Raw genomic sequence first — 13,867 nt, 5'->3', positions numbered from 1 at the left:
GGGCATCGTAAACAGGCTCTCAGAAAGCCGCCACGCCCTTCCAGAGCATGTAGGCCGCCAGCATCAGCAGCAGGCTGGCAAAAACCCGTTTGAGTTGTTTCACCGGCAGCTGGTGCGCCGCCCGCGCACCCAAGGGCGCGGTCAGCACACTGCAGGTGGCAATGGCGGCCAGCGCAGGCAACCAGATGTACCCCAGCGAGCCCGATGGCAGTCCTGCCACAGACTGACCGCCCACCGCATACCCCACCACATTCGCCAGGGCAATGGGAAAACCCAGCGCGGCGCTGGTGGCAACGGCGTTGTGAATGGCCACGTTGCACCATGTCATGAACGGCACGCTGACAAAACCACCGCCCGCGCCCACCAGGCCAGACAGAAAACCAATCACCCCCCCGGCCGCCAGTTGTCCGCTGGTTCCCGGCATCTGCCGGGACGGCGCAGGCTTCTTGTCCAGAAACATCTGAAAGGCCGAGAAACTCACGAAAAGCCCAAAGAAGATCGCAAGAAACGCCCCCTTGAGCAACGCAAAAACGCCCAGGCTCGCCACCAGCCCGCCGATCACGATGCCTGGTGCCAGCCTGCGCACGATGTCCCAGCGCACGGCACCTCGCTTGTGGTGTGCGCGAACGCTGGAAACGGAGGTGAACATGATGGTGGCCATGGAGGTGGCAATGGCCATCTTGACCGCCAGGTCGGGGGGCACTTGCTGGTGACCCAGAATGTAGGTCATGAAAGGCACCAGCAGCATGCCGCCGCCAATGCCGAGCAGGCCTGCAAGAAAGCCGGTGCCCAGACCGAGGATTGCGAGTTCAACAACCAGAAGGGGTTCGAGCATCATGCCAAGAGGTCCGGGGGGACTGAGTGCGCCGCATCTGCACAGGGCGTGCCCGCGCCGACGGAAGGGAAAAGAGGGTGTCTGCAAGTGCCACCGGACCGGCATCCTGAACCGGGGGTTCAGGTGGGCGAGGGCAGCCAGGCGTTGGGTTCATCTGACGCGAGATGATCACGCTCACCGGGCGATGTACCAAGCCCGTGCTCAGTGAGCATTGGTTCAAGGAAATATAAAGCCCGGCAGCACCGCAGACCCCTCTATTGTAGGCGTTGGCCGCTCGGACTGCCGGCACTGCCCGATGCCAGGGTGGCAACAGAGGGCGCGCTGCACGCCCGTTCCTCAGAGCAGGCGCCCGTCTTCGCCCAAGGCGTCATCCAGGCGCTGCACGAGTGTCTGCAGTCGCAGGGCATCCGCGCCTGCGTTGAAGGGCTGGCTGGCGGGTTCGCTGGGGTGGGGCAGGGTGGCTGGATGCATGTGCGCAGCCGCCAGGTCGGCAGCTTCCCGATCGGCAATATCAAATGCCAGGTTCAGCGCCGCCAGCACGGCAATGCGTTCGCGTGCCCGCACCTTGCCGGCATCGCGGATGCGCGTCATGGCGGTGTCCACGCGCTCCACCGCTTCCAGCAATCGCGACTCGTGCCCCTCGGGGCAGGACAGCAGATAACTTTGCTGCAGTATCTGCACCTCGATTTGCTTCATTCGACGTCCTTGGGAGGGGGGGATGGGGGCAGGCGTTCGAGCAATGCGTCCACCCTGGCGCGGGCGGCGCTCAGGCGCGATTTGAGGGAGTCGCGCTCCTGCGTGAGGGCTGACACTTGGCTTGCCAGCAGGGCATTGGTGCGTTGGAGTTCCGCGTGGCGCAAGAGCAGGCGTTCAACGCGGTCGGCGATCTGGTCGATGGTGGAGGGGGCGTCCATACAGCGCACGATTGTAGAGGGCCGCACAGAAACCCCCTTAAAATCCTGCTGTTGGTGCTCGCGGTGTGGTTCACATACCGCAGTTCAACGGGAAGCAGGGAGGTTGCACCAGCCATGGTGCGCCCAGCCTGCGCTGCCCCCGCAACGGTCAGCGGACGAATCACTTGATTCCCTCTCCATTCACAAGCCACTGGGCGCCTTGAACAAGCACCTGGGAAGGCATTGGAGGGCGCTCCGCCAGCCCGGATACCGGCCAACACGGTGGTTTTGCGCGCCTATGGAGGCGTGCCATGCCTTGTCTCCCACATGCTGGCGGGGAAGCCGGCTCGGGTAGTTTGTTGACGATGATTCCTATGAAAATCCGTACCCCTAGTGCGCGCCGTGTGCGTCATATCGCGCCGCTGTGCCTGCGCCCCTGCGTGCTGGCTGTCCTTTCCTTCGTGTCCGCCCATGCGGCGCAGGCGCAGCCACTCGCAGCGCCCGTGCTGCTGGCACAAAACACACGCATGCCTTCGCTGCAAGAAACGGTGGTGACCGCCACGCGCACCGAGCAGCCCCTGGCCGATCTGGTGGCCGACGTGTCGATCGTGGACCGCGAAACCATTGAAGGCAGTGGTGCCACGGGCCTGGCTGATGTGCTGGCGCGCCTGCCGGGTGTCGAGATTTCTCGCAACGGGGGGGTGGGCAATGCCAGCAGCGTTTTTCTGCGGGGCGCCGAGTCGCGCTTCACGGCGGTCTATATCGACGGCGTGCGCATTGACTCGCAATCCACCGGTGGTGCGCAGTGGGAACAGATTCCGCTGTCGCAGATCGACCGCATCGAAGTGCTGCGCGGCCCCGCCGCTGCGGTGTACGGCTCCGACGCCATCGGCGGCGTGATCCAGCTTTTCACCCGCCGGGGCGAAGGCGCGGCCAAGCCGTATGTGGGCGTGGGCGTGGGCAGCCAGGGCACCCGCAAGATCGAGGCCGGCGTGAGCGGCGCGGCTGGACAAGACGGTGCGTTCGATTACTCGCTGGGCATTGCGCGCGAAATCAGCGACGGCTTTGATGCCAAGGTCAGCGGTTCCCACAACCCCGACCGCGACAACTACCGCAGCACCTCGGGCAATGCCCGGCTGGGTTTTCGCATCAATGCCCGGCACCGCCTGGACGCCACGCTGCTGGCCAGCCGCATGAACGCGGGCTATGACAACTCCTCGTACAAAGCGGCCAAGCCGGTGGATGACCGCAGCCTGAACCGCCTGCGCACGGCAGGGCTCACCTGGGCGGCGCAATGGTCGGATGCCTACAGCACGCGCGTGTCGGTCACCGACTCGGTCAATCGCTACGAAACCACGCCATCGCCTTACCTGACCGAGACAAAGCTGCGCGGTTACCTCTGGCAGAACGATTTCCGCTGGGGAGACCATCGCTTCAGCGCGGCCCTGGAGCGCCGTGAAGACGCATTGCAGAACAAACCCATTGATCGCGACCGGTCGCAGGATGCGCTGGCGCTGGGCTATGGTTACCACGCCGGTCGCCATACCCTGCAGCTCAACGTTCGCCATGATTCCGACAGCGAGTTCGGTGGTAAGGACACCGGCAGTGCGTCCTACGGCTACGCCTTCGCTCCGCACTGGCGCGCCACGGCATCGGTGGGCACGGCGTTCCGGGCACCCACCTTGTACCACCGGTTCAGTGAGTACGGTGTGGCCACGCTGCAGCCCGAAAGCAGCCGCAACGCCGAGTTGGGCCTGCGCTACGCGCAAGACCGCAGCAGCTTCTCGGTGGTGGCCTACCGCAACCGGGTCTCCAACCTGATCTCATTCGTGGGTGCGGGCACCTGTGCATCGGCCTTCGGCTGCTATGCCAACACCGCCCGCGCGCAGTACGAGGGAGTCACCTTTGCAGGGTCTTACCACCTGTCGGGCGTGCAGCTTCATGGCTCGATCGACCTGCAAAATCCGCGTGACCTGAACACGGGCAAGCAACTTGCCCGCCGCGCCAAGCGCCATGCCACCCTGGGGGCGGACACACGCATCGCGGACTGGACGCTGGGCGCCGAGGTGCAAGCCTCGGGTCGCCGCTTTGACACCGTGGCCAACACCAACGTGCTGGGCGGCTACACGTTAGTCAACCTCTACGCCAGCACCCGTATCGCCCGCGACTACACCTTGCTGGCCCGCGTCGACAACCTGGCCGACAAGGACTACCAGCTGGCCCGCACCTATGCCACGCCCGGCCGGACGCTGTATGTCGGCGTGAAGTGGGCACCGCAGTAAATGCCGGTTGCCATGTCTGCCCCCGCCCGCTGCCCCGCGCTCCTGGTCGCCGCCCCCGCCTCGGGCCAGGGCAAGACCACGGTGACTGCCGCCCTGGCGCGGCTGTATACGCGCAAGGGCCTGAAAGTGCGGGTGTTCAAGTGCGGGCCGGATTTTCTCGACCCGCACTGGCACCAGCTCGCCAGCGGTGCGCCGGTGCACCAGCTCGACCTGTGGATGACCGGCGAGGCTGACTGCACCCAGCGCCTGCACGCGGCAGCGCAGGAGGCTGACCTCCTCCTCATCGAGGGCGTGATGGGCCTGTTCGACGGCGATCCCAGCGCCGCCGACCTGGCCCAGCGCTTCGGTGTGCCGGTGCTGGCGGTGGTGGACGCCTCCGCCATGGCCGGCACCTTTGGTGCACTGGCGTTTGGCCTGCAGCATTACCGCCCGGGTCTGCCCTGGGCGGGCGTGCTGGCCAACCGGGTGGGCAGCGTGCGCCACGCCGACATGCTGCGGTCGGGCCTTCGGGCACCCGAAGACTGGCTGGGTGCGCTGATGCGGGTGACTGCCAGCGCCGATGCGGGCGCTGCCCGGTCTGCAGGGGCCCTGCTGCCCGAGCGGCACTTGGGCCTGGTGGCGGCGCACGAGCTGTCCGACAGCCAGCAGCGCCTCGATGCCGCTGCCGACGCGCTGGAGGCCACGCCGCTGGGGCAGATGACCGCCCAGGAGCTGCAACGCTGGGCGGTGGATTTCCCCGCGCCCGTGCACTTGCCGGCCGTGCCCGCCTTGCTCGCTGGGCGCACGGTGGCCGTGGCGCGCGATGCGGCGTTCTGCTTCATCTACGACGCGAATATCCGGCTGCTTGAGCAGATGGGCGCGCGCGTGGTGTTCTTCTCACCCCTGCAGGACACGGCGTTGCCCGCGTGCGATGCGGTGTGGCTGCCCGGCGGCTACCCCGAGCTGCACACCGCGCAGATCGCGGCCAACACCGGCATGCAGGCCAGCCTGCGCGCGCATGTGGCAGCCGGCAAAGCCCTGTGGGCCGAGTGTGGCGGCATGATGGCGCTGATGGAATCCATCACGCTGGCCGATGGCAGCACGGCACCGCTGTGGGGGCTGCTGCCTGGCCATGTCACCCTGCACAAGCGGCTGGCCGCGCTGGGGCCGCAGCAGGTGGACGTGGCGGGGTACACGCTGCGCGGCCATACCTTCCACTATTCGACCAGCGACAGCAGCGCGCCAGTGGTGGCCCGCACGGCCCGGCCCGGCGAAGCGCCTGCACCGGCGGCTGGCGAGGCGCTGTACCGGCAGGGCAGCTTGCACGCGAGCTACTTCCATGCGTGGTTTCCCTCCAGCCCCGAGGCGGCGGCCCATCTGCTGGGCGGAGTGCCTGCATGACCGTGTCGCCATCGCCCATCGCCACCGAGCTCATCCTCGGCGGCCAGAAAAGCGGCAAGTCGCGTCGCGCCGAGCTGCTGGCGCGCGACTGGCTGGCGCAGTCCGCCGATCACAGCGCGGTGCTGGTGGCCACCGGCCAGGCCTGGGACGACGAGATGCGCGAGCGCATTGCCCGCCATCAGCGTGACCGCGCTGAACGCGTGCCGGGGCTGCGTACCGTGGAAGAGCCGCGCGATCTGGCCGCTGCCTTGGCGCGCCACGGCACGGCGCACACCCTGGTGGTGGTGGACTGCCTGACGCTGTGGCTGACCCACTGGACCATGCCCATGGGTGCGGAAACCATGGATTTTGAACAAAAGCAGGCTCTGGGGCATGGCTGGAAAGCGCAGGCAACTATGTTTCTGGAAGCAGTTCGACAATCCCCGGGCCCTGTGGTTCTGGTGGGCAACGAAATCGGCCTGGGGGTCATACCGCTGGGGCGCGAGGTGCGCGCCTTTGTCGATGCCCTGGGCACCCTGAACCAGCAGGTGGCCCAGGCGTGCCACCGCGTCACCCTGATGGCAGCGGGCCTGCCCTTGACCTTGAAATGAAGCCATGAAACCAACTCCCGTGCGCCGCATCCTGTGGGTGCTCGCCATCCTTGTCGCGCTGGGCCTGCTCATGGCGGGCCTCGCGCAGGCGCAGGCATCCGCCCAGGCTATCCAGGTCACCGACGACCGGGGCCGCACCGTCACGCTGCCCCGGCCGCCCCAGCGCATCGTGAGCCTGCTGCCTTCGCTCACCGAAACCCTCTGTGCGCTCGACCAGTGCCACCGGCTGGTGGGGGTGGACCGCTATTCCAACTGGCCCGAGGCCGTCACGCGGCTGCCCCAGGTGGGCGGCGGGCTCGATCCGAACATCGAAGCCATCGTGGCCCTGCGGCCCGATGTGGTGGTCATGGCTACCTCGTCGCGCGCGTCGGCCCGGCTCGAATCGCTGGGCCTGACCGTGGTGGCGCTGGAACCCAGGAGCCACGCCGACGTGCAGCGCGTGATGGGCAAGCTCGGCCAGGTGCTGGCCGTGCCCGATGCGCTGCGCGTATGGCGCCACATCGATGCGGCGGTCGAGGCGGCGGCGCAGTCGGTCCCGCCTGCCGCGCGCGGCGCACGCGTGTACTTCGAGGTGAACCGCGGGCCGTATGGCGCGGGCACCTCGTCCTTCATCGGCGAGACCCTTGCGCGCCTGGGCGCCCGCAACATCCTGCCGGCATCGCTCGGGCCTTTCCCCAAGCTCAACCCCGAATTCGTGGTGCGGGCCGACCCGGACCTGATCATGGTCGGCGCCCGCAGCCTGGAAGGCCTGGCCGAGCGGCCCGGCTGGAGCAGCCTGCGCGCACTGCGCGAACAGCGGCTGTGCGTGTTCTCCCCCGAAGAGGCGGACATTCTGGTGCGGCCCGGGCCCCGCATGGCCGAGGGCGCGCGCCTCATGGCCCGCTGCCTGGCCAGCAAGGCGGTGCCTGCCGCCCGGGGCACTGCGGCGGTGCGTCCATGAGCCTGTCTGTGGCACGGCGCGGGCGCTGGCTGGGGTGGGCGCTGGTGGCGGCCAGCCTGCTGCTGGTGCCGCTGGGCACGGGCGTAGGCAGCGTGGGGCTGGAAAACCTCTGGCCGGCGCTGTGGGGCGACGGCTCTGACCCTGCCTCCCGCGCTGCCCGTGATATGGCCTGGCAGATCGTGTGGGACATCCGCCTGCCGCGCACGCTGGGCGCCTGGTGCGCCGGGGCCTTGCTGGGCCTGGCGGGCGCCGTGGCGCAGGGGCTGTTTCGCAACCCGCTGGCCGACCCTTACCTGCTGGGCAGTGCCTCGGGCGCCTCGCTGGGCGTGGCCGCGGCGCTGGCGCTCATGGGTGGCGGGGCGGGCATGGTGGGCAGTGCCAAGGGCGCGGCGGTGACCCTGGTGTTTTCCGGCCACTGGCTGGTGCGCCTGGGCCTGACGGGTGCCGCGTTCGCCGGTGCCGTGCTGGCGGTGCTGCTCACGCTGGCGCTGGCGCGCGGGGTGCAGCACACGCTGCGCTTGCTGCTGGCGGGCGTGATCGTGGGCGTGGTGCTGGGGGCGTTCACCTCGCTCATCCTGCTGCTGTCGCCCGATTCGCTGCAGGCCATGCAGGCATTTCTGCTGGGCTCCACCGGCTTCGTGGGCTGGACCTCGTGCCTGCTGATGGCGGGGGTGTGGGTGCTGTGCCTCGTTGCGGCCTGGGCGCTGGCGCGCGTGCTCGACGGGCTGGCGCTGGGCGAATCCACCGCGCACAGCCTGGGCCTGCCGCTGGCGCCGCTGCGCGCCGCGCTGGTGGCGGTGCTGGCGCTGGCCACCGGTACGGCCGTGGCGCAGACGGGGTTGATCGCCTTTGTGGGACTGGCGGCGCCCCACCTGGTGCGCGCGGTGGCCAAGGTGCCGCACGGCCGCCTGATGGGGCTGGCCAGCCTGATGGGGGCGGTGCTGCTGGCGGCGGCCGACCTGCTGGCGCGCGGGCTCATCGCCCCGCAGGAGCTGCCGGTGGGCGTGCTCACCGCCGTGCTCGGTGGTGGCTACCTGCTGTGGCTGATGCACCGGCGCACGGGACCAGGGGGGCTGCTGTAAATGGCATTCGCTCCTCAGAACATGGCTATCGGCGCCGATGGAGTCAGCGCCAGCATTGGAAAAAGTGCCATATTGCACGGCGTGACACTGCAGCTGCCGGCGGGCCGCTGGACCAGTATCGTGGGCCCCAACGGCGCGGGCAAATCCACCCTGTTGCGCACGCTGGCGGGCCTCATGCCCTGCAGCGGCAGCGTGCACCTGCTGGGCCGTCCTCTGGCGCAATGGCAGCGCGGCGATCGGGCACGGGCGTTGTCATGGCTGGGCCAGAACGAGGTGGCCGCCGATGACCTCATGGTGTACGACGTGGCCATGCTGGGGCGCCTGCCGCACCAGCCCTGGCTCTCGCCCCCCAGCGGCGCCGACCACGCCGCGGTAGAGCAGGCCCTGCGCGCCACCCAGGCGTGGGACTGGCGCCACCGCGCGCTGGGCCAGCTGTCGGGCGGCGAGCGCCAGCGCGTGCTGTTGGCCCGGCTGCTGGCGGTGCAGGCCCAGGTGCTGCTGATGGACGAACCCCTGGCCAACCTCGACCCGCCGCACCAGGCCGACTGGCTCTTGCTGGTGCGCGCGCTGGTGGCGCAGGGCCAGACCGTGGTCAGCGTGCTGCACGAGGTGTCGCTGGCGCTGCAGGCTGACGACATGGTGGTGATGGCAGCGGGCCGCGTGCGGCACCACGGAGCCTGCGGCGCCGCCACCACCCATGCCGCGCTGGAGCAGGTGTTCGATCACCGCATCCATGTGCGCCAGCTCGAAGGCATGTGGATGGCGCTGCCATCCCTGCAGCGCAGGAACAACCAAGGAACCAAGGAAGTGCAGGCATGAATATCGAAACGGGTTTTTCGCAGGTCGCGCAGGCGCTGCTGTGGCCGGTGCTGGTGCTGGTGGGGCTGGCCTTCGTCTACGCGCTGTGGTCGGGCGGCGCCACGCTGATGGAGGCCTGGCAGCGCTGGCGCCAGCCGCAGTACCGCTCGCTGCGCGTGGCGCCGGGCCTGTCGATGGAGGAGCTGGAGCTGCAGCTGGTGCGCCAGGTAGAGCCCGTGCGCCTGCTCAGCCGCCTGTCGCCCATGCTGGGGCTGATCGCCACCATGATCCCGCTGGGCCCTGCGCTGCAGAGCGTGGCAGCGGGCAATGGCCAGCAGGCGCTGGCCGTGTTCAGCGGCGCGTTTGCGGGCGTGGTGCTGGCGCTGGCCGCCGCATCGGTGGGCCTGGTGGTGTATTCGGTGCGCCGCCGCTGGCTGCTGGCCGAGCTGCTGGTGGTGCGCAAGGAGCGCGGGGTGGCGCAATGACCTTCAAGCACCTGAGCGTCCTGGCCGAGGACGACGACGACCCGATGCTGTCCGCCGTGAACCTGGTGGACGTGTTTCTGGTGCTGGTGGTGGCGCTGCTCACGGCCGTGGCCGTGCAGAGCCAGACCAGCGCCCATGAAAGCGTGACCCTCATCCGCAACGCGGGCCAGCCCGACATGGAGGTGGTGGTGCGCGAGCAGGGCAAGGAAGTGCGCTTCAAGGGTGCAGGCAGCGCGGCGCAAGGGCAGGGCGTGCGCGCTGGCGTGGCCTACCAACTCGAAGATGGCAACATCGTCTATATCCCTGAAACCGGTGCGGCGCCTGCAGAAGCGGGCGCAGCCGACTCCGCCAAGCCATGACCTGGCGGACCCTGCGCGCGGCGCTGTGGTGCGCAGTGTTGCTGCCGCTGCTGCTGGCTGCGCCACTGGTGCAGGCCGCGCAGTCCGCGCCGGTGCTGCTGTGGCTCACCTCCGACATCACCACCGCCCCGCGCACCGCCATGGTGCAGCGCCTGACCGCCGAGGCGGGCCTGGGCTTTGCCCACATCGACTACCCGCTGGGCGGCCCGGCGGTGCTGGACGCCGCAGGCGCGCAGAAGCTGGAGCGCGCGCTGGCGGGCGCGGCACTGGTGTGGGTGGATGCGCCCCACGCCAGCGTGGAGGCGCGCTTGCGCCGCATGGTGGGGCCGCAGCTGGATGCCCGTGCCGCGCGTTCCCCCGGCCGCGTGGTCTGGGTGCCTGCGGGCATGCCTGCAACCGATCTGGCAGCGCTGGACACGAGCGCCCGCATGGTGGCCTACCTGCAGGCGGGTGGTCCGCGCAACCTCCAGAGCGCCGTCGCCCTGGCGCGCGCCACGGTGGTGGGTGATGCGATGCCCGCCTTGCCCGCGCCCGACATCCTGCCCACCCGTGGCATCTACCACCCCGACGCGCCCCGCCTGCTGCCCCACGCCGCAGCGCTGGAGTCCTGGCGCCAGGGCCAGCCTGCTTTGCGCGGCCTGCCCGCCGTGGCCGTGCTGGTGCACCGCCACCACTTTGTCGATGGCAGCACCGAGTGGCTCGATGCCTGGCTGCGCACGTTTCGCCAGCAGGGTCTGTTCGCCTACGCGGTCTTTGGCCAGCAGGTCACGGCGCAGACGCTGGCCGAAGTGCTGGAGCTGCCCGCCGAAGGAGGCCCCGGCCCCGGCCGCCTGCATGCCTCGGCCCTGGTGCTGCACCAGCTCGTGCCCCAGGCCGCCGCCCTGCAGCCGTTGCTGGCGCGCTGGGGCGTGCCGCTGCTGGGCACGCAGCCTTTCCGTGCAGGCGATGTGGCGGCCTGGGAGGCCAGCGACACCGGCTTGTCGCTGTCCGATGTGCCGTTCTACCTGGCGCAGCCCGAAGCGGCGGGTGCCATCGACCCGGTGCTGGTCGCCGCCCACGGCGCCGAGGGCAAGGACTTTCGCCTCATCGAACGCCAGGCCCAGGCCGTGGCGGCCAAGGCGCGGCGGCTGATTGCGCTGCAAACCCAACCCGCCGCCGACAAGCGCCTGGTGGCCATGGTCTACAACTACCCGCCGGGCGGCACCAACTTTGGCGCCTCGTTCCTCAACGTGCCGCGCAGCCTGGAGCAGGTCTCCGGCGGGCTGGCCCAGGCGGGCTATCGCACGCAGCAGGTGCCCGAGCAGGGCTGGATCGACGGCCTCAAGCCGCTGCTGGCCGCCTACTACCCCGGCGCCGATGTGCGCGCACTGCTGCAAAACGGCCAGGCCGCCGCACTGCCGCTGGCGCACTACGCGCAGCACTTGGCCACGCTGCCCCAGGCCGTGCGCGAGCGCATGAACGCGCACTGGGGCCCGCCCGAGAAAAGCCGCTACGTGGTGGATTGGCAGGGCGAAAAAGTGTTCGCCATCCCGCGCCTGCAGGTGGGCTATCTGTCCGTACTGCCCCAGCCCCCGCGCGAAGAGACGCTGCGCCTGGGCCAGAACCCGTTCATGCATAAAGCCAAGGCGCCGCTGTCGCACCACTACCTGGCGGTGTACCTGTGGGCGCAGCGGGAGGCCGACGCGCTCATCCACTTCGGCACCCACGGCACGCAGGAATGGGCCGGTGGCAAGGCGCGTGCGCTGGATGTGCATGACGACGCCTTGCTACCGCTGGGCGATCTGCCCGTGGTCTACCCCTACATCGTGGACAACCTGGGCGAGGCGCTCACGGCCAAGCGCCGGGGCCGCGCCGTGCTGGTGAGCCACCGCACGCCGGTGTTCGCGCCTGCGGGCTTCGAGGCGCGCATGGCCCACATGCACGAGGTGATGCACGAATGGGAGACCGTGGACGAAGGCCCCACGCGCCGTGCGCTCGAAAAGCAATTGGTCGCGCAGTTCGTGGAGCACCAGCTGCACCGCGACCTGGGCTGGAGCGCAGAGCGCATCGCGGCCGACTTCAGCGGTTTTCTTGAAATCCTGCACCCCTACCTGGACCAGTTGGCGCAAAGCTCTCAGCCCAAGGGCCTGGCCGTGTTTGGCCGTGTGCCCGCACCCGAGCAGCGGCGCGAGACCATCCTGCAGGCGCTGCGCAAGCCGTTGATTGAGGCGCTGGGCGAGGACATCGACGAAGCCTTTTTGATCCAGCACGATGCGGTGCTGGCCGCACGCCCCGCGCGCTGGCTGGAGGTGGCCTTGAAGGATGCACAGGCCGCGAGCGTGTTGGACCTGCGCCCCGCGCTGCCCGCGCAGGCAGCAACGCCGGGCACGGCGGGGGCATCCGACGTGGTACGCGCCGAAGACCATGTGCCCAACCGCGCCGCGCGCCAGCCCATAGCCACACCCGCGCTGCTGCAGCTGGCCCAGCGCGCGCAGGAGCTGGAGCGCCTGCTCGCCACGGAGGGCGAATTGCCCGGCCTGCTGGCCGCGCTGGAAGGCCGCTACCTGAGTGCCGCCTACGGGGGCGACCCCATCCGCAACCCCGACAGCCTGCCCACGGGCCGCAACCTCACGGGGCTGGACCCCAGCCGCCTGCCCACGCGCCAGGCCTATGCCGTGGCGCAGACGCTGTTCAACGACTGGTTCAAGGATTACCAGGCGCGCCATGGCGGCCAGGCGCCGCAGCGCATGGCGCTGTCGCTGTGGGCCGGCGAAACCCTGCGCCACCAGGGCATCATGGAAGCGCAGGCGCTGGTGGCCCTGGGCATGCGCCTGGTGTGGGACGACTCGGGCCGGCCGGTGCGCGTGGAGACCATCGCGGCCGATGAATTGCAACGCCCGCGCGTCGATGTGCTCATGAGCATCACCGGCTCGTACCGCGACCAGTTCCCTGCGCTCATGGCGCTGCTCGACCGCGCGGTGGCCCAGGCCGCCACGGCCGAGCCCGGCAATGTGATTGCGCGCAACACCGAGCAGATTGGCCAGGAACTGCGCAGGCAAGGCGTGCCCCGCGCCCAGGCCGAGCAACTGGCGCGGGTGCGGGCCTTTGGCAATGCGGTGGGCGACTACGGCACCGGCCTGTCGGACGCGGTGCAGAGCGACGGCCTGCAGACCAACGATGCACGCCTGGGCCAGATGTTTTTGGAGCGCATGAGCCAGCCCTATCTGGACGGCGAGCCGGTGACGGGCGTGGCGGGAGGCACGGCCGCCAAGGCGCTGGGGGCGCACCTGCGCCGCACCGATGCGGCGATCCTCTCGCGCAGCTCGCACCTCTACGCGATGGTCAGCTCGGACGATCCGTTCCAGTACCTCGGCGGCTTGTCGGCTGCAGCCCGCGTGGCAGGCCGCCCGCAGGGGCTGGAGCTGCATGTGGCCCAGTTGCAGGACGTGGGTGAGCCCACCACCGAGACTGCGCAGCGCGCGATTGCGCTGGAGATGCAGTCGCGCTACCTGCACCCCGGCTGGCTGCAGGCCCAGAAGGCCGAGGGCTACTCGGGCACGCTGCAGGTGCTCAAGGCCGTGCAGTTCGCCTGGGGCTGGCAGGCCGTGGCGCCCGACACGGTGCGCAGCGACCATTGGCAAAGCTTTTATGACGTGCTGGTGCGCGACAAGCACCAGCTGGGCCTGCCCGAATGGCTCAAGGAACACCCGCAGGCCTACGCCCAGTCGCTGGAGCGCCTGGTGCAGGCGCAGCGCCAGGGCTACTGGCAGGCCGATGCCGACACGCAAAAGCAACTTGCGCAGATGTACCAGGAGCTGACCCGCGCTGCACCGCTGGCGGCCGAGCTGCCCAGCGTGCGCCGCTGGGTGGAGCATGCCGCGCGGGGTGTGCCAGCGGCGGACTCCGCGCCCGTTGGCATGGCTGTTGCCACACCGCAGTCACCTGTGCTGCCTCCGCTGCAGGCCATCTCTCCGGCAGCCGACCTGCCTGCACCACCCGCCCAGGCAGAAACCCCGCCAGCTGCGCCCGCCGTGCCTACGATGGGGGTGCTGCTGGAGCGCCAGCCCGAGCGCGAAACCGCCGTGAGCCCAACCGCACCGGTGGAGCGCATGGCCGGTATCGTGGCGCTGCTGGTCATGGCCCTCGTGGTGCTCGCTGGCGCTGCCTGGCAGGCCGGGCGCCCGTTTTCCCTGTCCCCTCAGCCGCAATTGGCCGGTCTGTGACACCCAACCTGTCCGAGAGAA

12 protein-coding genes and 1 riboswitch are annotated in these 13,867 nt (G+C 69.6%); of the genes, 9 read left to right on the top strand and 3 right to left on the bottom strand.

The genetic code is table 11. From position 1 onward, the window contains the following. Positions 1 to 19: 19 nt before the first annotated feature. The 3 genes from K225_RS0106610 to K225_RS0106600 all read right to left on the bottom strand — a co-directional run bounded on the left by K225_RS0106610 (position 20) and on the right by K225_RS0106600 (position 1,749). Entirely contained in the window at positions 20 to 835 is an 816-nt protein-coding gene (locus K225_RS0106610; RefSeq protein ID WP_026435681.1) for a sulfite exporter TauE/SafE family protein, read from the bottom strand. Positions 836 to 1,171: 336 nt separating this feature from the next. After that, entirely contained in the window at positions 1,172 to 1,531 is a 360-nt protein-coding gene (locus tag K225_RS0106605; protein ID WP_026435680.1) for a cell division protein ZapA, read from the bottom strand. Continuing rightward, a complete protein-coding gene (locus K225_RS0106600; RefSeq protein ID WP_026435679.1) occupies positions 1,528 to 1,749 on the bottom strand; it encodes a cell division protein ZapB in 222 nt (73 codons plus the stop codon). Before K225_RS0106600 ends, K225_RS0106605 begins: the two co-directional genes overlap by 4 nt. Before the next feature lie 35 nt (positions 1,750 to 1,784). Further along, positions 1,785 to 2,022, top strand: a riboswitch (cobalamin riboswitch). Between the two features lie 80 nt (positions 2,023 to 2,102). Here K225_RS0106600 and K225_RS0106595 point away from each other — a divergent pair. From K225_RS0106595 to cobN, 9 genes are read left to right on the top strand one after another with little or no spacing between them, the layout of a single operon-like run. After that, positions 2,103 to 4,010, top strand: coding sequence for a TonB-dependent receptor domain-containing protein (locus K225_RS0106595; RefSeq protein ID WP_026435678.1), 1,908 nt, complete (start codon positions 2,103 to 2,105; stop codon positions 4,008 to 4,010). Positions 4,011 to 4,022: 12 nt separating this feature from the next. After that, a complete protein-coding gene (locus K225_RS0106590; RefSeq protein WP_026435677.1) occupies positions 4,023 to 5,390 on the top strand; it encodes a cobyrinate a,c-diamide synthase in 1,368 nt (455 codons plus the stop codon). After that, positions 5,387 to 5,980 (top strand): bifunctional adenosylcobinamide kinase/adenosylcobinamide-phosphate guanylyltransferase, encoded by a 594-nt coding sequence (locus tag K225_RS0106585; RefSeq protein WP_026435676.1) that lies wholly within the window; start codon positions 5,387 to 5,389, stop codon positions 5,978 to 5,980. The genes K225_RS0106590 and K225_RS0106585 overlap by 4 nt, the downstream gene beginning before the upstream one ends. Positions 5,981 to 5,984: 4 nt before the next feature. Beyond that, on the top strand, positions 5,985 to 6,920 hold the full coding sequence (locus K225_RS0106580) for an ABC transporter substrate-binding protein (RefSeq protein WP_026435675.1): 936 nt from the start codon (positions 5,985 to 5,987) through the stop codon (positions 6,918 to 6,920). Next, positions 6,917 to 8,002, top strand: coding sequence for an iron ABC transporter permease (locus tag K225_RS0106575; protein WP_026435674.1), 1,086 nt, complete (start codon positions 6,917 to 6,919; stop codon positions 8,000 to 8,002). The genes K225_RS0106580 and K225_RS0106575 overlap by 4 nt, the downstream gene beginning before the upstream one ends. Positions 8,003 to 8,023: 21 nt before the next feature. Further along, positions 8,024 to 8,821 carry an ABC transporter ATP-binding protein gene (locus K225_RS0106570; RefSeq protein WP_369794840.1) on the top strand — a complete coding sequence of 266 codons (798 nt, stop codon included), beginning with the start codon at positions 8,024 to 8,026 and terminating at the stop codon, positions 8,819 to 8,821. Next, complete coding sequence (locus K225_RS0106565) at positions 8,818 to 9,285, top strand: hypothetical protein (RefSeq protein WP_026435672.1); 468 nt, start codon at positions 8,818 to 8,820, stop codon at positions 9,283 to 9,285. The genes K225_RS0106570 and K225_RS0106565 overlap by 4 nt, the downstream gene beginning before the upstream one ends. After that, a complete protein-coding gene (locus K225_RS0106560; RefSeq protein WP_026435671.1) occupies positions 9,282 to 9,644 on the top strand; it encodes a DUF2149 domain-containing protein in 363 nt (120 codons plus the stop codon). The genes K225_RS0106565 and K225_RS0106560 overlap by 4 nt, the downstream gene beginning before the upstream one ends. Beyond that, entirely contained in the window at positions 9,641 to 13,846 is a 4,206-nt protein-coding gene (gene cobN / locus K225_RS0106555; RefSeq protein WP_026435670.1) for a cobaltochelatase subunit CobN, read from the top strand. The genes K225_RS0106560 and cobN overlap by 4 nt, the downstream gene beginning before the upstream one ends. Positions 13,847 to 13,867 lie beyond the last annotated feature (21 nt).

The organism is Acidovorax sp. JHL-9, from assembly GCF_000426205.1.
Lineage (GTDB): Bacteria > Pseudomonadota > Gammaproteobacteria > Burkholderiales > Burkholderiaceae_C > Acidovorax > Acidovorax soli.
This window is presented reverse-complemented; position numbering and strand designations above follow the sequence as displayed.

Excerpts from the sequence above, each read along its gene's own strand:
- K225_RS0106610 (WP_026435681.1), bottom strand. The coding sequence starts at position 835 with ATGCTCGAACCCCTTCTGGTTGTTGAACTCGCAATCCTCGGTCTGGGC.
- K225_RS0106605 (WP_026435680.1), bottom strand. The coding sequence starts at position 1,531 with ATGAAGCAAATCGAGGTGCAGATACTGCAGCAAAGTTATCTGCTGTCC.
- K225_RS0106600 (WP_026435679.1), bottom strand. The coding sequence starts at position 1,749 with ATGGACGCCCCCTCCACCATCGACCAGATCGCCGACCGCGTTGAACGC.
- K225_RS0106595 (WP_026435678.1), top strand. The coding sequence starts at position 2,103 with ATGAAAATCCGTACCCCTAGTGCGCGCCGTGTGCGTCATATCGCGCCG.
- K225_RS0106590 (WP_026435677.1), top strand. The coding sequence starts at position 4,023 with ATGTCTGCCCCCGCCCGCTGCCCCGCGCTCCTGGTCGCCGCCCCCGCC.
- K225_RS0106585 (WP_026435676.1), top strand. The coding sequence starts at position 5,387 with ATGACCGTGTCGCCATCGCCCATCGCCACCGAGCTCATCCTCGGCGGC.
- K225_RS0106580 (WP_026435675.1), top strand. The coding sequence starts at position 5,985 with ATGAAACCAACTCCCGTGCGCCGCATCCTGTGGGTGCTCGCCATCCTT.
- K225_RS0106575 (WP_026435674.1), top strand. The coding sequence starts at position 6,917 with ATGAGCCTGTCTGTGGCACGGCGCGGGCGCTGGCTGGGGTGGGCGCTG.
- K225_RS0106570 (WP_369794840.1), top strand. The coding sequence starts at position 8,024 with ATGGCTATCGGCGCCGATGGAGTCAGCGCCAGCATTGGAAAAAGTGCC.
- K225_RS0106565 (WP_026435672.1), top strand. The coding sequence starts at position 8,818 with ATGAATATCGAAACGGGTTTTTCGCAGGTCGCGCAGGCGCTGCTGTGG.
- K225_RS0106560 (WP_026435671.1), top strand. The coding sequence starts at position 9,282 with ATGACCTTCAAGCACCTGAGCGTCCTGGCCGAGGACGACGACGACCCG.
- cobN (WP_026435670.1), top strand. The coding sequence starts at position 9,641 with ATGACCTGGCGGACCCTGCGCGCGGCGCTGTGGTGCGCAGTGTTGCTG.